Annotated in this window: 15 protein-coding genes; 10 read left to right on the top strand and 5 right to left on the bottom strand. The window is 39.2% G+C overall.

Going from position 1 to position 25,162, the window contains the following annotated elements:
* Positions 1 to 8,477: choice-of-anchor D domain-containing protein (locus GX437_07990; GenBank protein ID NLJ07594.1), on the bottom strand; the 8,477-nt coding region annotated here is incomplete at its 3' end.
* A gap of 16 nt (positions 8,478 to 8,493) precedes the next feature.
* Positions 8,494 to 9,360, bottom strand: coding sequence for a hypothetical protein (locus GX437_07985; protein NLJ07593.1), 867 nt, complete (start codon positions 9,358 to 9,360; stop codon positions 8,494 to 8,496).
* Between the two features lie 207 nt (positions 9,361 to 9,567).
* On the opposite strand from GX437_07985, the gene GX437_07980 reads away from it, so the two are divergent.
* The 8 genes from GX437_07980 to GX437_07945 all read left to right on the top strand — a co-directional run bounded on the left by GX437_07980 (position 9,568) and on the right by GX437_07945 (position 20,330).
* Positions 9,568 to 10,368, top strand: coding sequence for a hypothetical protein (locus tag GX437_07980; protein ID NLJ07592.1), 801 nt, complete (start codon positions 9,568 to 9,570; stop codon positions 10,366 to 10,368).
* Between the two features lie 109 nt (positions 10,369 to 10,477).
* A complete protein-coding gene (locus GX437_07975; protein ID NLJ07591.1) occupies positions 10,478 to 10,801 on the top strand; it encodes a hypothetical protein in 324 nt (107 codons plus the stop codon).
* A gap of 169 nt (positions 10,802 to 10,970) precedes the next feature.
* Positions 10,971 to 12,110, top strand: coding sequence for a GDP-mannose 4,6-dehydratase (gene gmd, locus GX437_07970; GenBank protein NLJ07590.1), 1,140 nt, complete (start codon positions 10,971 to 10,973; stop codon positions 12,108 to 12,110).
* Positions 12,110 to 13,039 carry a GDP-L-fucose synthase gene (locus tag GX437_07965; GenBank protein ID NLJ07589.1) on the top strand — a complete coding sequence of 310 codons (930 nt, stop codon included), beginning with the start codon at positions 12,110 to 12,112 and terminating at the stop codon, positions 13,037 to 13,039. Before gmd ends, GX437_07965 begins: the two co-directional genes overlap by 1 nt.
* A gap of 742 nt (positions 13,040 to 13,781) precedes the next feature.
* Positions 13,782 to 14,303 (top strand): NADH-quinone oxidoreductase subunit NuoE, encoded by a 522-nt coding sequence (nuoE, locus tag GX437_07960; GenBank protein NLJ07588.1) that lies wholly within the window; start codon positions 13,782 to 13,784, stop codon positions 14,301 to 14,303.
* Positions 14,304 to 14,316: 13 nt separating this feature from the next.
* Positions 14,317 to 16,095: an NADH-quinone oxidoreductase subunit NuoF gene (locus GX437_07955; protein NLJ07587.1), complete on the top strand. Its 1,779-nt coding sequence runs from the start codon at positions 14,317 to 14,319 to the stop codon at positions 16,093 to 16,095.
* Between the two features lie 52 nt (positions 16,096 to 16,147).
* The gene (locus tag GX437_07950) at positions 16,148 to 19,858 is read left to right on the top strand and encodes an FAD-dependent oxidoreductase (protein NLJ07586.1); all 3,711 of its coding nucleotides are present in this window, start codon (positions 16,148 to 16,150) and stop codon (positions 19,856 to 19,858) included.
* Positions 19,859 to 19,874: 16 nt separating this feature from the next.
* Positions 19,875 to 20,330, top strand: coding sequence for a ferritin family protein (locus GX437_07945; GenBank protein ID NLJ07585.1), 456 nt, complete (start codon positions 19,875 to 19,877; stop codon positions 20,328 to 20,330).
* A gap of 28 nt (positions 20,331 to 20,358) precedes the next feature.
* On the opposite strand, the gene GX437_07940 is transcribed toward GX437_07945, so the two are convergent.
* A complete protein-coding gene (locus GX437_07940; GenBank protein ID NLJ07584.1) occupies positions 20,359 to 20,814 on the bottom strand; it encodes a hypothetical protein in 456 nt (151 codons plus the stop codon).
* A 59-nt stretch (positions 20,815 to 20,873) separates the two neighbouring features.
* Positions 20,874 to 21,533: a hypothetical protein gene (locus GX437_07935; protein NLJ07583.1), complete on the bottom strand. Its 660-nt coding sequence runs from the start codon at positions 21,531 to 21,533 to the stop codon at positions 20,874 to 20,876.
* A 124-nt stretch (positions 21,534 to 21,657) separates the two neighbouring features.
* Here GX437_07935 and GX437_07930 point away from each other — a divergent pair, with 124 nt between their 5' ends.
* Positions 21,658 to 23,178, top strand: a complete 1,521-nt coding sequence (locus GX437_07930; GenBank protein NLJ07582.1) for a glutamate--tRNA ligase — start codon at positions 21,658 to 21,660, stop codon at positions 23,176 to 23,178.
* A gap of 59 nt (positions 23,179 to 23,237) precedes the next feature.
* A complete protein-coding gene (locus GX437_07925; protein ID NLJ07581.1) occupies positions 23,238 to 24,677 on the top strand; it encodes a T9SS type A sorting domain-containing protein in 1,440 nt (479 codons plus the stop codon).
* A 3-nt stretch (positions 24,678 to 24,680) separates the two neighbouring features.
* Here the strand turns inward: GX437_07925 and GX437_07920 are convergent, their stop codons facing one another.
* Positions 24,681 to 24,947, bottom strand: coding sequence for a hypothetical protein (locus GX437_07920; GenBank protein NLJ07580.1), 267 nt, complete (start codon positions 24,945 to 24,947; stop codon positions 24,681 to 24,683).
* Positions 24,948 to 25,162: the final 215 nt, after the last annotated feature.

Here is a 25,162-nt window from a genome sequence, read left to right as displayed (position 1 = left end):
GGGCTGACGGTCATGGAAGCGATACCGCAGGCATCAGATGAGCCGTTGTTAACCTGCGAGGCAGAGATAGATGCATAACCTGAGCTATCCAGTTGAATGGTAATGTTCTGAGTAAGCACTACAGGAGGAGTTGAATCGGCAACTTTGACAAAAAACATACAAGTATCTGTACCACATGAATTTGAAGCGGTGATGGATACATATGTTATTCCTGAATTAAAGATTGTTCCGCTTCCTGTACCGGTACCGGAACCGTTTGTTGCACCTGAAAGCGTATATGACATTGAAGGAGTTGGCACTCCGTTTACTGAAACCGAATAATTTACAATAGCATTACAACTGGATGAACTTGTATTCGCATTTATATTTGCCGGACAATTGGTAAAGGACGGAATGGAGCAACTGATTTCTGCCCGGACAGAATAATCATAATTTCCTTCATCACAGTCATCACTTAAAACATTGACAGTTGCATTGTAAATGCCTATTGATGCAGCGTTAAATGTAATGAAAAAAGTATCGGATGCCCCGGGAGCGATTGCTAAGGGGAAACTAATTCCACCAATGCTGAAATTCGATGAATTTACACCACTTACGGAGATATTTGAAACATTGAGTATTGCTGTTCCTGTGTTTTCAATAACGAAAAATCTTATTACCGGGACATTTGGATAGCTATTCCCAAAATTGGTATGGTCAGCTAAACTTGTTGTGGATGTTCCATCATAAATAGTTTGTCCGTTTCCTTTGACATTTATATCAGAAATAAGATAAGGCGTACAATTTCCTGAAGTGCCTCCGGGTGCAACCCAGTTAGATGTTGCACCATTTAAACTGAAACTGAATAAGGAGGCATTCGAATTGCCTGTTGCATCAATTAAAGATGTAACAGATGTATTGTTTGCATTATGAAATCCCTGATCAAAATTCCAGTTGGCAACTAAACCATTCCCATTTCCTGATAGGTCACAGCTATAATGGGCTGATATTTCCTGTGCACATAAGGCACGGTTCCAGACCCTGACTTCATCAATGGCTCCTTTAAAAAATCTTCTTGTTCCGTAGCCTGCATCATTATTGTGTTTACCAATGTACATATAAGTATTGCCATTAAGTGGTGCCTGGCTGAAACTGACCTGATCTTTTAATACTCCGTTGATATATGTTTTGACATTTCCCAGATTGTAAACCACTGCAATATGTACCCATTGATTGGGTTGAATACTATTGTCATAAAATGTCCTGAATCCGTTTTTGTATTCTATAGTTACCTGAGACCCATATTGATTGATATTGATACCCATGCCAAGTCCGTAATATCCCGGGACGTCATTACTGATAATGTTATTTGGATAAAAAGTAGTATTTTCAGTGCGGTATTCCGGTTTTACATAAGCTTCCAGTGTAACAGGAATAGCATTGATGGCTGGGATATAAGAAACGTTCACCCAGTCGTCTTGTCCGTCAAAATGAAGAGCCTGAGCTGGAGGATTAACAATGACCTGGGTAAAAGACTGGGCAGTGCAGCCGTTGCTGTCGGATACGATAACAGTATAGGTTCCGGAATTTGCCTGTGAACTGTTGACAATAGTCGGATTTTGCAAAGAAGAACTGAAAGCATTTGGCCCTGACCAGTTATATACAATGCCTCCTGAGGCATTAAGATTTATATCTGACCCTGCATTGACGGGGCTGTTGCTGCTTACGGTTGCTAATGGTAATGAATAAACTGTAACAGTAACACCTGAGGAAACGCTTGTACATCCATAGGAGTTGCTTACCTGGACAGTGTAAGTGCCTGATGATGACACATTAATGGATTGTGTGGTGGCTGTATTACTCCAGAGATAGCTGTTCCCGGTACTGGCAGTTAAAGTAACCGAACTTCCTGCACAAAAGGAGAGCGGCCCGTTTGCTGTTATACTGGCAATTGGTTTTGGATTTATTGTGATGGATTTATTTGAGGTGGAAATGCATCCGTTAGCATCCGTTATAGTAAGCGTAACATTAAAGGTTCCGGCTGCAGGGTAAGTGTAGGTCGGATTTTCCTGAGTTGATGTTTGTCCGTTCCCAAAATTCCACTGATAACTGTAAGGTGCGGTTCCATCACTTACTGAACTGGTAAAATTGACAGTATCGTCCAGACAGAGTACTGATGGGCAGGTAAATCCACCAATAAGTTGGGTGGGCTGAGTGATACTTGCTGATGCTGTTGCAGTACAACCATTGGAATCGATTACTGTATAGGTATAATTTCCCTGACACAACCCAGATGTTGGTGTGCTTCCTCCACTGACTTTCCAGTCATCTGTATAAAAAGTTTGGTAATAGGTGTATTTGCATAACCCAACTCTCAACTTTGAATCATTATAGTAGGACGATGTATAAACCAACGTTCCGTTGATATAATATTTTGCTCCATTTGGTTGCAGTTCAATCTTATACGTATTGTATCCCTGCCCATAATTGCCAATAGAACCTCTATTGTTCCCGTATTCATATATATAAATATAGCCACCTGAGGAAATATAAAAAGAATGAACAAGTTCCTGATATCCATAGTAATTGGATGTATTTGGGTTTTCTTTCATCCATCCTATCACTTGATAAGAGTTTGTCGTTTTTGCTTTGAATTCAAAATAAACACCTGCTTGTCTGTTAAACTTGTCAACCGAATAGAAAAATATTTGCCATGATGAATTTGAACCGGAACCAATTATAAGCTCATTATTTTGGCTCATTGGAACAGAATATGGGTTGGAAATATTGAACAAACTGGTGTTGATTGTCGTTCCTGAAAAATCGTGATAAAAGTCTGAGCCAACATAATTATAGGGGGCAGTTCCACCTGATGCTGTTAAAGCAACACTTCCGTTACAGGCATTGAAGCAACTGGCAGGGGTCGGTGTTGCTGTCAGGCTTAAGGCTGCCGAAGGTAAAGAAATGGTTACTGGTGTAGCTGTGGTTGTACAGCCGTTGGCATCTTTTACTACTACCTGATAGGTGCCGGGTGACAGACCACTGAAACTATTTGATAATTGATAATTTACCCCGTTATCTGAAGAATACTGATAAGGAGTGGTCCCACCACTTGCAATAACAGTAAAGCTTCCGTTATTACCATAACTGCAAAGATTGGTAGTGTTACTGACGCTGGAATTTAATTGTGTCGGCTGATTTATTGAAAAACTGGCCGAGGCAGTACAGTTATTGACATCTGTAACTGTAACTGAATAGCTTCCTGCCGGCAAATTGGACAGGGTAGAGCCGACTGCTCCGGTTGACCAATTATAGGTAAAGGGAGAAGTGCCTGCTGTTATGTTTAATGAAGCAGAACCTGTGGATGAGCCAAAACATAGCGCATCAACCGGATTGACATTGAAGGATACTAAAGGCGGATGGGTGATGACAAAAGCAGTTGTGTCTTTGCAACCATTAGAATCTGTTACAACTACATAATAGTTGCCGGGTATTAATCCACCAATTGAATCACTTGTTTCAGTGGTTGACCATTTGTATGTGAAAGGTGGTGTGCCTCCTGTAATCTGAACTTTTGCTGTCCCGTTGTTTAATGAAGGACATTTTGCCATTGTGGTTAAGACATTATATGATAAAACAGGTTGCGAGGTAAATGTCCATCCTGTAACATTTCCGTTATTGGTGCTTAAATTTGCAGTAAAGGTTGCTCCTCCTGAAGCTATATTGTCTTTTAAATTGACAAATCTGGCATTTACCGTTCCACTTGTCTGGTAAAATACAAAGGGGGTGCCTGCTGTAGTTGATTGGATGGATACATTTCTCGAACAGTTACCTTCTATCTTTAAATCTGATGTAGTTTGTGTTGAATTGGCTGAAATATTTAATCCGGCTCCGATATATAAAACATTAAATGTATTGGAACCTGTCAGTGTGGAATTAAGAAATGAATTGGTTTTAAACGTTACATTATTGTAATTTAATCCGTTTCCATAAAAATGACAATTGCTGTTTTCACCTGTCAGAATAATTTCAGAAGTGCCTTTATTGAAACTTAAATTTGATGTATTTGCTATATTCCATTGCCCGCTATTGATGTTTACTTTTGATGCCCCAAGATTAAGCTGACGTGGATTGGAGGTTAATACATTAAAGTTTTTTGCATTGATATCTTTTCCGGCAGTATTTAGATTCCCGTTTTCAAAATTAATTGAATTGCTGACATTCAGGACATTTTTAAGTGTCCAGCTTCCGGTACCTTTAAAATATATATTGCTGATAGTTTTTCCCGCGGTATTAATTTCTTCTCCGCTATTATTTGATCTCATCATGAAATCACCGGTATAACTTACATTCATTCCTGAAATCAGATAGAGCGAACCGTAAACATTTATTTCAGAGGATGAACCGGACAGGGTTGGGGTGTAAAGTGAGCTGAGCCATGACATATTTTTGCAGGAAACAGATGGGATATTAATATTGACAGTCTGACCGCTTGCAGTGAAAGAATTCCCATCAAAAAATACATTATCGTTTGCGGTAGGAAGGGTTACATGGTGAAAACTTCCACCGGAAGATGTAGCCCAGTGATTAAGATCTGACCAGTTTCCTGATCCTCCTACCCAGTAATAGGCAATACATGAAGTAAACGACCATCCCGTATTATTTCCAAAATCAGTGCTGCTGACACCTGCATTAAAACTTGCCCCTCCTGTGGCCATAATGTCTTTAAGCCAGATAAAATCAAGGCAAACCTGTCCGCTTGCTTGTGAAATGATAGCCTGAGTTCCTGTATTTGTGCTTTGCAGGAAAACAGGGTAACTTCCTGAACCCAATGCAAGAAAATTGCCTACTGTTTGTGTTTTCCCTGCTCCTAAATACACTCTTGTGCCAACTCCGGAAAATGACAGACTGTTGTAATTGTTGTTTTGATAAATGTAAATATAGGGGCCGTAATTGCCTGTAGAAGTAAAACTGACATCATTGAAAGTGTTGCTCGCAGTTATGACTACATTTGGGTTCCCACTTGTAACATTATTGAATGCAAACTGAATATCATTGAAAGTATTATTGCCATTCAGATAGAAATACTGGCTTCCTGCCAATGTTACATTCAGATCCTTGATAGTATTATTGTCATAAAAGTTAATTGAATTAGTCCCTGTTGCTGAATTATTAATGACAATATTATTATAAGTTTTACCACCACCGTAAAAATACTGAGTACCTCCATTATTCATAATGATCGTGTATTGATCCAAATTTAAGGAAGTCGAAGAGGATGTACTGATTTTCCATTGATATGAGCAATAAATGTTGCCATTTCCTGAAAAATTAAGATTAATGGGATTGGAATATGCTGCATCAAACATATAACAATTCAGGTCATATCCATTGCTGTTAAGTTTGCCCCTGTAGAAATAAATGTAGTTAGCTTTTAAATTCGTCAGCATATCCCATTCTCCGGTATTCAGGCCTGAGCCATTGAAATACACATAAGGCAATAAGAAATTATATGTAGAAATGGCATTTCCTGTAGTGGTAGATTCAAAGTATATCTGGCCTGTAAAATTATAATTCATATTAGGATCAAGTATAAACGAACCATAAATTTTAAGTTGCATATTCCCCTGAAAATATGGATTCCCGGTTACTCCTGACCATGTCATGCTCTTACATTCTGCGTTTATATTGACTGTAACAGATTGACCTGCACTACTAAAAGAATTAACATCAAAAAATACATTATCCTGAAAGCTAGGGATGGCACAACCATTAGCTGTTCCTCCACTACTCAGTGACCAGTGATTGGGATCGTTCCAGTTACCCGATCCTCCAACCCAGTAATAATTGACAGAAGGATTGGCAATTATATTCCAGCCACTGACATTTCCCTGATCTATTGAGTGATTGGCATTAAAAACTGCTCCTCCCTGTGCAATATTGTCCTTGATTTTAAGGTAGTCGGCATTTACAGTTCCGCTTGATTTGAAAATTTTTCCGGATATTCCTGCAGATGTACTACTGATACTTATGTATTTCGTACAACTGCCAGTCAGAATCAGGTTATTGATGGTCTGAGTTAAGTTTGCTCCAAGTTTTAATTCATAACCACCTGATACATTTAATGTTCCGATTGTATTGGTTGATGAAAGCTGAAGATATGGCTCTGTCGGTCCGTTTAGCGTTAACACAATCGAATTAATGGTATTTGTCCCCGAAAAATTAATGTATGGTCTTGACGTTGTTACACTCGGGAACGTAATATTTACGGAAATATCCCGAAAAGTATTGTTATGAATTATATCTGCTTGCAATAAGCTGGGGGTATTGATGATGAGGTCTCTGATTGAATTATTATTAAACAATCTGAAATATCCTGTTGAGGCTGAACCATAAACATAACTAATGTCGTTGTAAGTCTGATTCCCTCCGTAAAATTCACCATAATATCCGGTAAACTTTATATTTGCTGACCCTATGTTGAATATTGAAGACCCGGAGATAGTTATATCCCACCTATTTGAAAGTTCTATTGTTGTGCTGCCTGAAAAATCCAGTGATTTAAGATAAGAAGTATTGCTTTCAAATGAATAGGCATATATGTTATAACTGTTTGAAACAAAATTGCCTTTTTTGAAAATAACAGGTTTATTTGTTTTTAAGTCGGAATTCAGAATGTAAGTGGCGTTGTTTGCCAGTAAATTATTAAATTCCAGTTGGTTGCTTAATGTCTTTCCGGCCAGATCGATATAATTGGTACTTGAACCATGGTTTTCAAAGCAAATTGTCGAACTTGCTCCAAAATTCATGTTTGTTATAAGTTTGAAAGATCCAAATACATTCAGTGGCTGATACTGATAAAATGTTGGCGAGAATAAGGCACCGCTCCAGTCCATGATATTACACTCTGCCTCAGCATCAATGGTAACTGATTGTCCGTTTGTGCTGAATGAGTTGGCATCAAAATACACATTGTCGAAGCGTGTAGGAACATTACAGCTTCCCGGAGAGCCTCCGCTTGTAGTTGACCAATGATTGGGATCATTCCATTTCCCACTTCCACCTACCCAGTAATAGCTTGTGGCTGAAGGCGAACTGATTGTCCAACCATTTACATTTCCAAGATTTAATGAGTGGTTGGCAATAAAAGTGGCACCTCCTGTGGCATTGATGTCTTTTAAATTTAAATAATCACCATTTACGATACCGGTATTTACCGAAATTATTGCTGCTGTCCCGGAAGAAGATGATTTAATGGAAATTCTTCTTGAACAACTCCCTGATGCAAGCAGGGTACCTATTGTTTGTGTACTGTTTGCTCCTGGTATTAAATACATACCTGGAGTTAGATCAAGTGTCCCTATTGTATTATTATTACTTAATCTTAACTGTGGTGTAATAGTCCCATTTACATTAATGTCTAATTTGTTAATATTACAGCTATTGCTGAATTGTATAACAGGAATATTGTAGCTTGGTGATGTATAGTTGTAATTGATGGTAATATCGTTATATGTTGCTGAATTGTAAAAGTAAATGCTCGAAACATAGTCGGTATTAACTGTTATATTTCTGTTGGTCGATGTACCATAAAGAATAGTCGAAAAATCATTTTGCGGGGTAATGGTTAAATCTCTGAATGTAAAGGCATCATAAAAGTAAAGTGCATAACATTTCAGATTTAAAGTGATATCGCGGTAGGTGTTGTTGTTGTAAAAATAAACATAATAAAGTAAATTACCTGAACTAAGGGTTATATCATTATAGGTTTTATTTCCTCCATAAAAATAAACATAACTATAAGATGAAGGGGAAATCAGGATATTGGCAGTTCCCATGTTTAATGTGGTAACTGTATTGGGATAAATCCTCCATGAGGTACCAATCTCTATCAGACTTGTTCCTGTAAAATCTATTGATTTTGAAGTATTGTAGTAACTCTCAAATGCTCCGCACTTCAGGTTATACCCCCCGGAACTAAAACTACCTCCATAAAAATACAATGTATTGATTACTTCAAGATAACTCCCCAAAGTCCATCCCCCGCTTGTCGTATTCTGCCCGGAAAAATTTGCACTATAAAGTTTTTTACCTGCTGTTGTAACGATATTTCCTGTTGAAGTGGACTGGAAATTAACTGTGCCTGTAACCGAATAAGTCATTCCACTATTGAATATTAATGATCCATATACATTTAAATCTTTACTGCCTGTGAAGGTTACATTAAAAGTTACTGAACTCCAGTCAATATTTTTACAGTATCCATGTACATCAAGTGTAACAGTTTGTCCATTGGCTGTAAATGAGTTTGCATCAAATATGACATTGTCATATTCTGTTGGAACCTGAATGTGATTGGTAGTACCTCCTGAGGTGGTGGCCCAATGGTTCAGTTCTGTCCATTTTCCTGTACCTCCAATCCAATAATAATTGGCTGAATTGGAGAAATGAGAAATCATGCTTAAACATAAAAACATGAATAATGTGTGTAAATTCATTTTCATAAATTTTAATTTAATTAATTGATTTTGAAATAAATATCATCTTCCTTTCGGAAATAACGTTTTGTTTCCTGAATTCCTTTACAGTTAGTCCTATCAGATAATTTCCTTTTTCTGTCGTATAAAAACTGCATGAATTATCTGATTTAATGCTGATAAATTCTCCTGAATTGAACGGATTTGCAGCACTACAACCTTCTTTATATCTAATTACTTCATAAGGTGGATCTAACGGGATGGGAATATCCTTGCCTGTCAAGTTTACTGCTTCTTCATATCTTTCTTCCCTCAATGTTGATACTTCATTTAACTCTAAGATGATCGAATCATTATCATCGTCTATTGGTTCATAATAAAATGTATAGGGATGTTTTATACATTGATAAATAGGAAGCATGGTTTTAAAGCTATTTTGATTGTTTTCCCCGAATTGGGGAATTGTAGTGCTAATAATAAAATATGACTCCGGCTTTTCTGTAATAATATTGGTAATTAATTCAGATTTATTTTTTTCAGCATATACGATTAGGAGTCCGCCAGGTGAGTGATTATTTTGTATTTTTCCCGAATAAACTACTTTTTTCAGACAATATCTGGATATATTTATACAACCGGAATTGGCAAAAATGATAGTATCTTTCTGTCCGGTACATTTTAACGAAATGACTTTCTGAAACAAAAAGGTCTGATTTTCTAGAACCTGACATTTTTCCTCATCTGAAATACCTGTCGTTTCGCAATCAAAATACTTAATTAGCTGAATTTCAATGCTGTCTTCCGGTAATTGTTTGTAAATCAATTCAATATATATTGATTGAGCATGGAGAATATTAGATGCTATAACATTAAAAACTATCGCTAATAATAAATTAATCCTCATTTTATTCCAGTTCACTAAGTAAGAATAATAAAATATTAAGAAATTGACTAAATAAAATTATTAAGCAAAGATAACCCTTTTCTGAAAATAACAAAAGAATTTTACTCCTCCATGAAAAATAATTTAAATATGCAGTGATCATGAAGGCGATATTGGAATTTTTTTATATGTTTTTCAGTCTCCTTACCTTTGCAAAAAAAAATATCCATGAGAATGTTTTTTATCTGGCTGATTGCCATTATCATTACCCTTGGTGCTGCTTATTATCAGCGTACAACAGGGCCGACTTATCCAAAGCGTACTGAATTGGTTCAGAATGGAAAAACCATTAAAATGTCTTTCCCGAGAAGTGAAGGGCAAAAAGATTGTGCTGTTACCATACCTTCCGAAATTGAAGGGAAGGCAGTACTATATTTTAAAAGGTATAAAGTTGATGAACCATTTCAGGCAATTGAATTTACAGTGGTTGACAAATATCAGAAAGCATTATTGCCTAAACAGCCACCCGCAGGTAAACTGGAATACTTTGTTGAGCTCGATAACAATGGAGCAAAGGAAAAGCTTACAGGTGAGGATAACATTATTATAAGGTATAAAGGGGATGTCCCTCCTTTTATATTGATACCGCATATTTTCCTGATGTTTTTTGCCATGCTTTTGTCAAATATGACCGGCTTACTGGTCATTGCACGTAAACAGGTTTTCTATAAATATCTGTGGGTTACAGTTGTCTTTATCTTTCTGGGTGGTATGATCATGGGGCCAATTGTTCAGAAATATGCTTTTGGCGAGTTCTGGACAGGCATTCCCTTTGGCTGGGATCTGACCGACAATAAAACACTGATTGCTTTTGTGTTCTGGTTGATTGCCCTCTTGGGGAACCTGAAAAAAAGACGTCCTTATCTGGCTTTGGTCGCATCTATTGTTACCATTATCATTTTTTCAATTCCCCACAGCATGTTTGGTTCGGAACTGAATTATGAAACTGGCGTTATTTCTCAGGGCTGATTCAGGACGTTGATAAAAATCAACCAATTATTTAGAAAAATTCTTAATAAAAATTTGGTGCGAATAAAATCATGAACGTATATTTGTGTCATAATTTAAAAAGGTTTTTATGAAATCAATAAGAATTTTAGTCATAGTACTTGCCATAGCACTTTTATCGGTATTGACTTCTCAGGTGGTTTTTACGATGAAAGCAAAAGCAACATCTTCATACAGCATCGATGATGATAAAAAGAAAGATGGCGACAAAACGAAAAAATCTGAATGTTGCAATCAGGAAGCAAAAGACAAAGGCGATTGTAAAAAAGATGACAATTGCTGTAAAGATAAAAATAAGGAATCTTGCTGCAAGCAGGGCTCTTCAAAAGACTGTCCGACTACAACCACCACAAAAACAGATGGTTGTTGTAAGCCAAAAGACCTCAGGGAGTAGTTTTTGATTTTAATTGTGTTTTTACCTTCCCTCTGTCCAGGGGGAAGGTTTTTTATTTTATAAGATCGGGTTCATTCGATTTCAGTAAGCTGTTGTGTTCTGTTGTTTTGAAATTAGATGCCATTGAAATTTCTGAAGTATTTTTGAGAAAAGAATAATTGTTAATTTAATGAAGAAAAAAGCACTTATCACCGGTGTAACTGGTCAGGACGGGGCTTATCTGGCCGAGTTTTTACTTGAAAAAGGCTATGAAGTACATGGCATCAAAAGACGCTCTTCCCTTTTTAATACCAACCGTATCGATCATATTTACAAGGATCTTCATGAGAGTGATGTAAATTTCAGGCTTTACTATGGCGATATGACAGATTCAAGTAATCTGATAGGTATTATTCAGAAAGTTCAGCCTGATGAGATTTATAATCTTGCTGCACAAAGTCATGTTCAGGTAAGTTTTGAAACACCGGAATATACGGCCAATGCTGATGCACTGGGTGCACTAAGAATTCTTGAAGCGGTCAGGATGCTGGGAATGGCAGAAAAAACCAGAATTTATCAGGCTTCAACGTCTGAACTGTATGGTTTGGTACAGGAGACACCTCAGTCGGAGAAGACACCCTTTTATCCGCGATCTCCTTATGCTGTTGCCAAGCTTTATGCCTATTGGATCATGGTCAATTACCGGGAAGCGTACAATATGTTTGCCTGCAATGGCATTTTGTTTAATCATGAATCACCGTTGAGAGGTGAAACCTTTGTTACGCGTAAAATTACGCGTGCCGCAGCCCGGATAGTTCTTGGTTTACAAGACAAGTTGTATCTCGGAAACCTGAGCGCCAAACGCGACTGGGGTCATGCCAAAGATTATGTGGAAGCCATGTGGCTCATTCTTCAGCAACCCGAACCTGAGGATTTTGTCATTGCATCAGGACAGACTACTGAAGTCAGGGACTTTGTCAGAAAAACCTTTGCATATCTTGGAATAGAAGTGAGTTTTGAGGGAAGCGGAGTCAATGAAAGGGGAATTATTACCGGAATAGACAAAGAAAGGCTTGATTTTCATCAACTTAGCAATCAATATGTTAAAACAGGACAGGTGATTGTTGAAGTGGATACCCGCTACTTCAGGCCTACAGAAGTTGACCTGCTGCTCGGAGATCCCTCCAAAGCAATGGCAAAGCTGGGCTGGAAACCCAAACATAACCTTCAGCAACTGATTGAAGATATGACAAATTATGACCTGAAGAAAATGAAAAAGGAAAAATTTTTATTCGACACCGGATACAAGAAGAAAAGTGAACTTAAATGATTGAAAAAGAAGCAAAAATATACATTGCCGGCCATCTCGGGATGGTGGGTTCAGCCATTCACCGCAAACTGATTTCTGAAGGATATACCAATTTTGTTTTACGCAGTATTGATGAACTCGATTTATTGAATCAACAGGCAGTTTCTGAATTTTTTAAAACAGAAAGGCCTGAATATGTGGTGCTTGCGGCAGCAAAAGTGGGTGGAATCCTTGCCAACAACACCTATCGTGCACAGTTTATTTATGAAAATCTGATGATTCAAAACAATGTCATTCATCAGAGCTACCTGAACGGGGTAAAAAAATTATTGTTTTTAGGGTCAAGCTGTATATATCCCCGACTGGCACCTCAGCCTATCAGGGAAGAATATCTGCTGACAGGTTTACTGGAGGAGACAAACGAACCTTATGCCATTGCAAAAATTGCCGGTATTAAAATGTGCGAAGCTTACCGCGACCAGTACGGATGTAATTTTATTTCCGTGATGCCAACCAATCTTTATGGCCCCAATGATAATTTTGACCTGAAAAACAGCCATGTTCTGCCAGCCCTCATACGTAAGTTTCATGAGGCTAAAATCAATAAGTCTCCCTACGTGGAAATATGGGGAACCGGCACACCTATGCGGGAGTTCCTCCATGTGGATGATATGGCGGATGCCTGTGTCTTTTTATTGCAACATTACAATGAGAGACAGTTTTTGAATATCGGATGTGGTCATGATCTTTCGATTAAGGATTTAGCTTTGCTGGTTAAGAAAATTATTGGCTATGAGGGTGATTTACAGTTTGATACCTCAAAACCTGACGGAACGCCCCGAAAACTTCTGTATGTTTCACGCTTGTTCGCCACCGGTTGGAGACCCAAAATCTCACTTGAAGAGGGAATCAGAAGGGTATATGAGCAGGTATTTTCAGCTAAATCCTGAACATGGTAATTTGCCGGGTTTTTCTAAAAATGATTCAGCCTTGTTTTTAAGAAATTATCTAATCCTGTTTGTTGGAAATACATCAAAACTATGCTGGTTTTGTAATACCTTGGATATAAGATTGGTCTTCTTTGCTCTTCTTAACATTCTCTTTTAACGTTTAAAACTTATTCATGGCTTGTTTTGCCCGGCAAACAGCCTGATCGGATTATATCAATTTCAAATTGGAATTATTTTTTTTTTTTACCACAGAGACACGGAAACACGGAGGAACACAGAGTGGATTTTTTTGCCACAAAGACACAGAGACACGGAGGAATACAGAGTGGATTTTTTTGCCACAAAGACACAGAGACACGGAGGAATACAGAGTGGATTTTTTTGCCACAAAGACACAGAGACACGGAGGAACACAGAGTGGATTTTTTTTTCAACCAAGGGCAAATAGGATACAAAGTTTTATTTAAAGAAATTTATTCGGCCCGACAAAAAGACACACCTAAAAAAAGCGAAGACATCACCCGGCTTAATATCATCAGGAAACAGGAGTGCTTTTTCAGTTATAAAAAATCATTAATCGGGGCTGAAGTTTAAATGTAATTTTTACTGCAATAACGATATTCTCTCCCACCTGAAAGTTTTTAAAAATCAAATCAAAAAAAAATTTTTTCATTTTGCAGATAACAAAATTCAAATAAATTTACCCCGCTTAAAAAAAACTATTTAAACGGAAATTTCTGCTATGAGAATAAGAAGAATTCCTAAAAAGGATGAGACAGGAAACGTTCACAAGCCGATAGATCTTGAACTCCTTGATCCATTGTTTGAAAAGTATGCAGGTAAAAAGGGCAGCCTGATACCCTTGCTTCAGGGGACACAAAACATTTACGGATATATTCCGAGGGAAGCATTTATACGTATTTCAGAGAAAACAGGGCTCAAGCTTGCGGATATGTATGGTGTAGCTACCTTTTATTCGCAGTTCAGATTGAAACCTGCCGGAAAACACATTATTAAAGTATGTCATGGGACGGCCTGTCATGTTCAGAATGCAAATGAAATAACTGATTCACTGAAAGAAGCACTGAATGTCAAAGACGGTGAAACCACTGAAGATGGTTTTTATACACTGGAATCGGTTGCCTGTCTGGGATGCTGTTCGCTTGCCCCGGTCATGATGATAGGAGAAGAAACTTTCGGAAAGCTGACAGGCAAAGAAGCCGTGAAAATTGTAAAGGAAATCAAATTGAAAGAAAGCAATTAAAGCTTAAAATAACATGAGTAAAACACAGGTCATTGTTGGATTAGGCAGTTGCGGTATTGCTGCCGGTGCCGGTAAAGTTTACAACAAACTCGAAGCCCTGAAAAAAGCCGATAATCTTGATTTTGAGCTGAAAAAAACCAGTTGTATCGGGATGTGTTACAAAGAACCACTGGTCGAAATTATTGACGAGTCTGGATCATTTCTTTATGGTGGCATTGATGAAGCCAAAGCGGTCGAACTTGTCGAAAAACATGTTTTACGTTCTGAGGTCATCAAAGAATATGTGGTAAAAACCGATTTATTCGATACAGCTGAAAAGAGCTATTACGAAAATCAGGTGAAGATTGCCTTGCGAAACTGCGGATATATTGATCCTGAATCCATTGAAGATTATGAATCAAGAAAGGGATACCAATCGATTAAGAAAATAATCCATGAGGGAATGTCCCGGGAAAATGTGATTCAAACCATCATCGACAGTGGATTAAGAGGGCGCGGTGGAGGAGGTTTCCCGACAGGGATGAAATGGAAATTTGCCTCGCAATATAAATCAGATGAAAAATATATTATCTGCAATGCAGATGAGGGTGACCCGGGTGCATTCATGGACAGGTCGGTGCTGGAAGGCGATCCACATTCTGTACTGGAGGGCATGATTATCGGAGCGTATGCCATCGGAGCCACTCACGGTGTCATTTATTGCCGTGCGGAATATCCGCTGGCACTCAAACGCCTTTACAAAGCCATTCATCAGGCAACAGAAAAAGGCTATCTGGGCGAAAATATTCTCGGAATGAAAGGCTTTAACTTCGACATTTACATAAAAGAAGGGGCAGGAGCTTTTGTGTGTGGTGAAGAAACAGCATTGATGGCTTCAGTAGAGGGAGAACGGGGCATGCCACGCAAACGTCCGCCTTTTCCTGCTGAATCAGGATTGTGGAAGAAACCCACCAATATCAACAATGTGGAAACATGGGCACTCGTCCCCTGGATTATTTACAATGGTGCTGAATCGTTTGCACAATATGGTACTGAAAAAAGCAAAGGCACAAAAGTTTTTGCCCTGGCCGGAAAAATAAAGAGAGGCGGGCTGGTAGAGGTTCCTATGGGTATTACGATTAACGATATTATTTTCAAACTTGGCGGTGGAATACAGAACGATAAGAAATTTAAAGCCGTTCAGCTTGGAGGTCCCTCCGGTGGCTGTATTCCTGCCTATCTTGGCGATACCATTGTCGATTACGATTCGGTAACTGCCACAGGCGCTATCATGGGTTCTGGCGGTATGGTGGTCATGGACGAAACCACCTGCATGGTGGATGTGGCTAAGTTTTTCCTCGATTTTACCCGGAAAGAAAGCTGCGGAAAATGTACTTTTTGCAGGGTTGGTACCAAAAGGATGCTTGAAATTCTTGAGAGAATAACGCTTGGAAAAGGAAAAGAAGATGATATTCAGAAACTTGAAGAGCTGGCTGTTCAAATCAAGGAAGCAAGCCTTTGCGGCCTGGGTCAGACGGCACCTAATCCCGTACTTACTACGCTTAAATACTTCAGAGACGAGTATGAAGCTCATATCTTTCACAAAAAATGTCCGGCCAAAGTCTGTAAGGAATTACTGACCTATACTGTCATTGAAGAAAACTGTACCGGATGTATGGTTTGTGCAAAGAATTGTCCTGTAAATGCCATAACAGGCGAACGCAAACAGGTTCATTTTATCAATCAGGACATTTGCACCCATTGCGGGGTATGTTATTCAAAGTGTAAGTTTGATGCAATTGCTGTTGACTGAAAATCAAATGAGTACAATAATTTTGAACGTAAAAAAGATAATTCATTAAACCATGGATAATAAAATAAACGTAGTACTAAACGGACAAAATGTTTCAGGATTAAAGGGTGAAACGATATTACAACTTTGCAGACGACATGGAATTGAGATACCAACCTTGTGTCATGACGACCGGCTCGAACCTTTTTCTTCCTGTTTTGTTTGTGTAGTGGAAATCAAGGGGATGAGAAACCTGCAGCCTTCATGCAGTACCAAAATTACCGAAGGTATGGAGATCACCACCAACAGTGAGAAGGTTTATAAATCACGTAAGAGTGCACTTGAACTCCTGTTGAGTAACCACTATGCTGATTGTGCGGCTCCCTGCAAACAGACCTGTCCTGCCGGTGTAGATGTTCAGGGTTATATTTCATTGATTGAGAAAGGATTGTACAGTGAAGCCATTGGGTTAATCAAACAGGTAAATCCGCTTCCTGCTATATGCGGGAGGGTCTGTGTCAGGCCTTGTGAAGCGGCTTGCCGCAGAAACCTGCTGGAAGAGGGAACAGGTGTTGGTATTGATTATCTGAAACGTTTTGCAGCCGATCAGGATCTGGCTTCTCCTCATCATTACCGTCCTGAGGTGGCGCCTTCAACAGGGAAAAAGGTTGCCATTATAGGAGCCGGCCCTGGCGGACTTTCTGCTGCCTATTTTTTACAGCAAAAAGGACATCAGTGCGATATTTATGAAGCCAATCCCCATCCGGGCGGCTGGCTACGTTATGGCATTCCCGAATACCGCCTTCCCAATGATTTGCTCGACAAGGAAATTTCAACCATTACTGAATTAGGGGTTAATATCTTTTGTAATCAGAAACTCGGTAAAAATTTAAGCTATAAAGAGCTGAAAAACAAATATGATGCAGTCATACTGACCATCGGGAGCCAGCGTGGTACCTTGCTGGGATGTGAGGGTGAAGATGCGGAAAATATCTTTTCAGGCATTGATTTTCTGAGGAATATGGAAATGACCGGGCAGCGATATGATTTCAGGGGGAAGAAGATTGCGGTCATTGGAGGAGGAAATACAGCCATGGATTGTTGCCGCACCTCTATCCGTTGCGGAAGTACTGATGTGACGGTTGTTTACAGAAGAACTGAGGCTGAAATGCCAGCCAATCCCATTGAGATTCATGAGTCGAAGCTGGAAGGAGTTAAATATCATTTTCTGACTGCTCCTGTCAGAGTGAATAAAGATGAAAATGGTAAACTCAAGTCAATCACTTTCATCCAGATGGAATTGGGCGAGCCTGATGCTTCGGGCAGAAGGCGTCCTGTCCCTAAGGAAGGCTCTGAATTTGAAATGGAATTTGACTATGTGCTGGCTGCTATTGGCCAAAAAACCGAAATTAATTTCCTGAACGACATCAATGAGAATGTTGATGACAAAAAATACCAGCTGAAAGCCAACCGCTGGGGCGATATTGACTGCGACCGTTCCACGCTTCAGACAGCAGTACCTTCCATTTTTGCAGCAGGAGATGGCGTAACAGGACCGGCCACCATCATAGAGGCCATTGCACAGGCTAAGATTGCTGCCAGATCTTGCCATCAATACCTGAGTGGACAGCCGGTAACACCTGCCCCATTTGAATTTATCAGCCGAAAAGATAATTTCAAAAAACAGGTCAGCGAAGATTATGTGGGGAAATATGTCCGTCTGCTCAGGGAAGAAATGCCTACGCTTCCTTCTTCTGAAAGAGTCAATTTCCTTGAGGTAGAGCTGGGTTATGCCAATGAGCAGGTGGCAAAAAATGAGACCCAGCGTTGTCTGGAATGTGGGTGTACGGAGTATTTTACCTGCGACCTGAAAAAATATGCGACACAGTATCAGGCCGACCAGAAAAAATATGAAGGAGAATTTAAGGAATTTGAGGTCAACTTTAGTCATCCTTACATTGAAATTGACAATAACAAATGTATTCTTTGCTCGCGTTGTATTCGCATCTGCCGCGAAGTAGTTGGCGCCAATGCCCTCGGGCTTGTCAACAGGGGTTTCGATACCTATGTGGCTCCTGCCATGGGCGACCGGCTGCAAGATACTACCTGTGAATCATGCGGTTTGTGTATTTCAACATGTCCGACCGGTGCTATTACTGAAAATGTTAAATTTAAGCCCGGCCCTGTTGAGCTGGATACGGTTGATACCATTTGTAACTACTGTTCATTAGGTTGCGGAATCAGCCTCCACCACAAAAACGGCTATGTGATGAAAGTTACAGGTAAGCCGAGCCTGATTAATCCGAACGGAAATATTTGCCGTTATCCCAAGTTCGGCTATCAATACTTCAACAGCAAAGACCGTATCACAAAACCATTGCTGAAGAAAAACGGGAAATTTAAGGAAATTACTTATCAGGAAGCATTCAGGCTGATACATGATAAAATAAAAGAGCAAAGTCCTGAAGCCAATGCATTTTATGGAGGAGCACGCCTGACGAATGAAGAGCTTTATCTGATTCAGAAACTTGCCCGTGCAGCAGCCAAAACAGGTAACGTCAACAGCTTTCATTTCCTTCACGGAGATGATGGCTATATCATGAACAGCCTTGCCAATGCCCCGTTTGAAGAGCTCAGGATGGCATCCAGAATTTATGTGGTGGGTGCTGAATTAAACATTGATAATGCCGTGGCAGGATTTATGGTCAACCATGCAAGGGTGATGAGAAACGTTCCTGTTGAACTGATTTCGGAGCATCCCGACAGCACTATGAGCCATAAGGTGGATCGCATCCATTATGTCAAATCCTATTATCATTTCATCAAGGCTGCCAATTATTATCTCCTCTCGAAGGGTCTGGAAAACAGAATGTTTATCAATGATAACTGTGAAAATTTTGAAGAATACAGGCAGAAACTGCTGGCTGAGAACTATGAAGAGTTGATTAAACGTTCCGGCATTTGTTGCCGCGAACATCTTGAAACCTTTGCCGAGGAATATAATGCCGAGATGAATGCTATCATTATCTATTCCGAAAAGGAAACAGGCCCGAACACCAGCTATGAATTGTTTAACCTGGCTATGATTACCGGCAAACTTAATAAAACAGCCAATGGACTTATTGCCCTGAAGGAAAAAAACAATACGCATGGCGTTCTCGATATGGGCGTATGCAGCTCTCTGGGTGTAGGAAGTATTCCTATCACGGATAGCCACCTCAGAAATAAAATGAAAGAGGTCTGGAATGTCGAAGATATTCCCGAAATGCCTGAAATCAGACATCTTGAACAGTTGGAAAGAGGTCAGATTAAAAATATGTTTATTTTCGGGGAAGATCCGATTGGTTGTTCCTTTAACAGGGAAGTGGTTGAAAAATGGTTTTCAAATGCCGGTTTTATCATGGTTTCTGATTACTTTATGAGTGAAACGGCTAAAAAAGCTGATTTGATTCTTCCCGCCTCCTTCCCGACCGAAAGTGGAGGTACCTTTACCAATACTCAAAGGGTGATTCAGGAGTTTGAAGCCGTTTTTGAACCCAAAGTTGAATTACTTACCCACGAACAGTTGATTGGTATTTTAAAAGAATTTGGCATTAATGGACTGAATGACCTGCACGATGTGGCTGTGGAAGCCTTTTCACTGCTGCCTGCACCCGATAATATCGAGCGTTATTACTTTACCTATACTGAGCATGAAAGCAAGCTGAACCGTATGTTTGACCATGGTGCCGATTATATCGTCAAGATTTTTGATGATGAATTTAAAGCCGCTTTTTCTGAATAAATTAAATTGATAAAGTATGCAAGAATTTAATTCCATCAATGAAATACTCGATTTTGCCATTCAAAATGAGCAAAATGCTGTTGATTTTTACAATGATCTGGCAAAAACAGCCCATTCAGACGACATGAAGCAAATATTCATGCAATTTGCACGTGAAGAAATGGGACATAAAGCTAAATTGTTGAAAATCAAAGAAGAGGGAATAATGTCTATTTCTGCCGAAAAAGTCTTGAACCTGAAAATTTCTGATTATGTGGTCAGGGCGGAAGCAAGTGAAAACATGACGTATGAGCAGGCGCTCGTATTAGCCATGAAGCGTGAAAAAGCAGCTTTCAGACTTTATACCAAAATGGCAGAAAAAACGGATAATCAGGAGTTAAGGGCTATCTTTGAATCTCTTGCCCTGGAAGAGTCGAGGCATAAGCTTCGTTTTGAGATAGAATATGATGAGTACGTTTTACGGGAAAATTGAGAAAAGATAGATTTCCTGAACTTTCCCGTTATTTCTTTTCAGTATTTTTTCCAAGAGCTTTCCATGCATCGAGGGTTTTGTGCATGCCGTCACAAAAAGGTTTCCTGTTTGAAATGCCGCAGCGGCAAATCGCTACCGTATCATTTTCAATAAGTGTTTCTTTGCCTGTTTCATCCCTGAAGATAAAAGTTCCTTCAATTTTTACTGATCCGGCAGGGGAAAGTCTTACCAGAACTGGTTTTGTCTCCGCTGGAGCCTTCTCTTCCTTCTTGTTGAAATAATAGCTTAAAGCCCCTGAAGGACAGGCTTCAACCGTTCTGATGATTTTTTCAGTTTCCCCGTTGCTGAGCTGAACCCATGGCCTTTTTTTCGGATCAAATACTTCACTATAGGCTTTAAAACAGCATTGTGACTGGGTGCACTTGGCCGGATACCAGATAACTGTTATATCTTCGTTTTTATATTCTTTGACTATTTCTTCCATAAACGTTTTTTATGACAAGCCAAAAATACTATGATTATTTTATCTGGTTATATTTTAAATCAGCCATTATTAAAGATGAAAAAATAGCTGTCTTTAAAGACCTTTATCCATCTTCCGCCATTAAATACCTTTGCAAACAATTCTTTTTTTAATTTCATGTTTTTCGAACTGATGTCTTTATTGAACACAAGGATAGCCTTTTTATCCAGACGGGATTTCAGTAATGACAGAAATTCAATGCTTTCAAATTTTTCAGGTATCTCATGGTCGATATAAATGTCGAAAACAATCAGGTCGTATGTATTGGTATCTTCTCTGACAAAATCGAAAGCATCCCTGATGATAATTTCAAGATTGTCAAAACGTTTGATATTAAAGTGATTTTCAGCAATGCTGACCACTTCGGGATCAAAATCGATGGCACGTATGAAGCAGCTAAGCTTAAGTTCGTCCCGCAATATGGTAACCACACTGCCGCCTCCCAAGCCGAGCAACAGGCATTTCTGAGGTTGTATGCCGGTTATCCCTGCTTGCCGGAATGCTTTTCTGAAAGCATCATGCAAGACCCCGAAAGAATAGTTTCCATGACGTGCATTTAATATTTTCCTGCCTTTGATGTACAAAACATATAGTTGTCCGTTCAGATTGCTTTGCACCCTTTCCAGCTCTACTCCCCATAAATAGCTGGCTATCCACTTAAAAAATGCTGCAATTTTCATGAACCAAAGCTATGATATTTTAAGGAAACACAGCTGAACCGGGGAAATAAGAGGACTTTATTTTCAGTTGAACTTAATTCAACCTAATTTTGCAGTTTCTTAATGTATCAAAATAACAGCGTTCATGAAAGAAGTAAGAGTCAGGTTTGCACCAAGCCCGACAGGGCCTTTGCATATTGGCGGGATTCGTACAGCCCTTTTCAATTATCTGTATGCTCGGAAAAACAACGGAACATTTATCCTTCGCATTGAAGACACCGACCAGACCAGATATGTGCCGGGAGCTGAAGATTATATCCTTGAATCTCTGGAATGGCTGAATTTATCGTTCGATGAGGGACCGGTTAAAGGAGGCCCTTTTGCTCCCTATCGCCAGTCTGAACGAAGACTTATCTACCGTCAGTATGCCGAAAAACTGATTGAAAATGATTTTGCATATTATGCTTTTGATACACACGAGGAGCTCGAAAATAAAAGAAAGGAAGCCGAACAGCAAGGACAGGTGTTCAAGTATGATCAGAAAACGAGATTAACTTTAAAAAACTCCCTCGTATTATCCGTGGAGGAAACTAAAAAACTTATTGATAATCAAGTACCTTATGTTGTCAGAATTAAAACTCCTGAAAACATTGTTATTCATTTTCATGATATAATCAGGGGAGAAGTCAGTTTTCATTCCTCAGAAATTGACGACAAGGTTTTGCTGAAGGCAGACGGACTGCCTACCTATCATCTGGCCAATGTGGTGGACGATTATCTGATGAAAATCAGTCATGTCATACGTGGTGAAGAGTGGTTGTCATCCACCCCTTTACATGTATTGTTGTACGAATTTCTCGGATGGAAAGATGAAATTCCTCAGTTTGCTCATCTGCCTTTGATTCTGAAGCCCAATGGAAAAGGAAAATTAAGCAAGAGAGATGGAGATACAGGCGGATTTCCGGTATTTCCCTTACAATGGAAAGATCCGTTTACAGGAGAAGTTTCTTCAGGCTACAGGGAGTCGGGCTATCTGCCTGAGGCGGTTATAAATATGCTGGCTTTGCTGGGATGGAACCCCGGAGGAGACAGGGAAATATTTTCCTTACAGGAGTTAACCGGGATTTTCGACCTTGACCGGGTCGGGAAGTCAGGCTCAAAATTTGACCCCGAAAAAGCAAAGTGGTTCAATCATCACTATATTCAGATTATTGATAATCATCTTCTTATAAATATTTTAAAAAACGAGCTCCTCAAACGTAACCTTTATTATGATGAAAAAAAACTGGATAAAATCATCAGCCTGATTAAAGACAGAATACATTTTACCACAGAAATATTTCAGCATTGCTGGTATTTCTTTTCGGCTCCCGAAAGCTATGATGAGGAGTTCAGGGCAAAAAGATGGAAGGAAAACACTGCTGATATAATCCGTTCGTTGCTTGATTTCCTCAGAAATATTGAATCATTTACAGCAGAAAATCTTGGTGTAGAAGTAAAGGAATTCATTCAGCAAAAAGGTTACAATATGGGAGAAGTCATGAACCCCCTGCGCTTATGCCTGATTGGTTCTCCAAGCGGAATTCATCTTTTCGACCTGATGGAAGTGATTGGAAAAGAAGAAACTATCAAAAGGATTGAGCAAGGGTTGATAAATTTAAGTTGAAAACGATTTCAAATGAAGTATCTTTGTAAAAAAGTTTAGTAAAATTAAAAGAGATGTTTATGAAAAAAGGAATTTCACTGATTGTCATCCCGTTAATGGCGATGATGATGTTTCATGCAAATGCTCAGGAAGTTAAAAACGGGAGTTTTGAAAACTGGGTAAAAAAAGTGTTGTATGAAATACCTGATGGGTATTTTACCTCCGGCATGCAGCTTTCGATGATGGGAGCGCCTTCAAATGTAACCAAATCAACCGACAAGCAATCAGGGAGTTATGCCATAAAACTGGAAACAGTGAAAACCGGAGAAGACACCATTCCGGGAATTATTATTGCCGGAAAACCAGAAAATTCACAGTTGGGTGGCATCCCATTTTCAGAGAAACCTACCAGTCTTGATGGATATGTTAAATATAACGTAAAACCCGGTGATACAGCCGGTCTGATTTGTTTGTTTTTGTTTCAGGGGAATATAATTGGTGTCGGAGCCAAACAGGTAACCGGTATTCAGCCTGTTTATACCAGTTTCAGCATACCCATTACATTTTTTATACCCATGGTAAATCCTGATACGCTTGTTTTGATTGCTTCTTCCTCAGCACTGGATGGAATGAAAATCCCGGGAAGCGTTGTACTGCTTGATCATCTTCAGTTTATTGGCACTACCTCTCAATTACCCAATAACGATTTTGAAAACTGGACTGAAGTCAGCTTTGAAGAGCCGGAGGGATGGCTTTCTGCCAATGCCTTTTCACCTGACCCCAATATAGTTTCAGTTACTAAAACTACTGATTATCAGCAAGGTAACTATGCGGCTAAGATAACAAATATCAGTATCATGAGTGGGGAGATTCTTGGATTCCTGACAAACGGAACAATTGGTGAAAATGGCCCGCTTGGCGGGATGCCTGTATTTAACAACCCCGATAAAGTTAAGTTTTATTACAAATATATCCCCAACGGACCTGACACGGCTGTATTCTTTACAGTATTAACCAAATGGGATAATTCGCTTGGAATTTCTGTCAATGTGGAGCAAAAACAAATTAAACTGCCCCCAACACCTAATTACACCTATTTTGAGGTAAGCTATGACTACAACCAGACCCCAAGTGCTGATACTCTGAATATTACCTTTGGCTCCGGTAATTTTATCGATCAGGGTAATTATGTGGGATTAGGAAGTGCATTATACATTGATAATGTTACAGTTACATATAAGTCTTCTTCTGTGGAGGATTATCTGGCCGGAAATGCCATTAAAATTTATCCCAATCCGGCCTCCGATAAAATAACTATTGATATCAGAGATTTGTTTAAGGGCGAAGTTAACATTTCCATGACCGACCAGGCAGGAAGGATTGTACTAAATAAAACAATTTCAGTTGATGATGACGGAGTGGTAAAAGACATTGACATCAGCAGCCTGGAGGCAGGGATTTATCTTGTTACCGTTCAATCTGAGAAATACAGGAAGATTCAGAAAATCACGGTCAGATAGCGTTTAAAACAGGATAACTGAAATTACGATTAGAGCCATGACCGAAACAATAACGGAAATGGCTCTTAGTTCTTTTTTCTGAAGATTTCTGACATTTTCGACTAGTTTTTTCAAATCAGGATTTTCGGGCTGAAGTGCAAGCGCATTTTCATAGCACCTGCGGGCAAGTTTGTAAATTTCAATTTTCATAAAATCATCGCCTCGTCTGAGGTAATCTTTTACGAGTTTTTCTTCTGGTGTCAGATTGTTTTTTTCCTCTTCGTGCTTCATATCGAAAATATTGAATGGGTTTTCTTTGGGCAAAGTTATACAAATTGATAGATATTCCAAATGATTGGGGTAAATATGCTGCGGTTTGCAGGTGGTGAGTCCCGGATTTTGGATTTTCATGCCTATGAAGACTGCCTATTGCTATCTTTTACATAGCTGCTGGTTGCCTGCAACTCGTTAAAAGTTTCAGGCATGGTCATTTTGTATCATCCTCC

This window comes from Sphingobacteriales bacterium (assembly GCA_012517435.1).
Taxonomy (GTDB): Bacteria; Bacteroidota; Bacteroidia; order CAILMK01; family JAAYUY01; genus JAAYUY01.
This window is presented reverse-complemented; position numbering and strand designations above follow the sequence as displayed.

Coding starts and splice junctions, on each gene's coding strand:
- gmd (NLJ07590.1), top strand. CDS start 10,971: ATGAAGAAAAAAGCACTTATCACCGGTGTAACTGGTCAGGACGGGGCT.
- GX437_07925 (NLJ07581.1), top strand. CDS start 23,238: ATGAAAAAAGGAATTTCACTGATTGTCATCCCGTTAATGGCGATGATG.
- GX437_07950 (NLJ07586.1), top strand. CDS start 16,148: ATGGATAATAAAATAAACGTAGTACTAAACGGACAAAATGTTTCAGGA.
- GX437_07980 (NLJ07592.1), top strand. CDS start 9,568: ATGAGAATGTTTTTTATCTGGCTGATTGCCATTATCATTACCCTTGGT.
- GX437_07955 (NLJ07587.1), top strand. CDS start 14,317: ATGAGTAAAACACAGGTCATTGTTGGATTAGGCAGTTGCGGTATTGCT.
- nuoE (NLJ07588.1), top strand. CDS start 13,782: ATGAGAATAAGAAGAATTCCTAAAAAGGATGAGACAGGAAACGTTCAC.
- GX437_07940 (NLJ07584.1), bottom strand. CDS start 20,814: ATGGAAGAAATAGTCAAAGAATATAAAAACGAAGATATAACAGTTATC.
- GX437_07930 (NLJ07582.1), top strand. CDS start 21,658: ATGAAAGAAGTAAGAGTCAGGTTTGCACCAAGCCCGACAGGGCCTTTG.
- GX437_07920 (NLJ07580.1), bottom strand. CDS start 24,947: ATGAAGCACGAAGAGGAAAAAAACAATCTGACACCAGAAGAAAAACTC.
- GX437_07945 (NLJ07585.1), top strand. CDS start 19,875: ATGCAAGAATTTAATTCCATCAATGAAATACTCGATTTTGCCATTCAA.
- GX437_07975 (NLJ07591.1), top strand. CDS start 10,478: ATGAAATCAATAAGAATTTTAGTCATAGTACTTGCCATAGCACTTTTA.
- GX437_07935 (NLJ07583.1), bottom strand. CDS start 21,533: ATGAAAATTGCAGCATTTTTTAAGTGGATAGCCAGCTATTTATGGGGA.
- GX437_07985 (NLJ07593.1), bottom strand. CDS start 9,360: ATGAGGATTAATTTATTATTAGCGATAGTTTTTAATGTTATAGCATCT.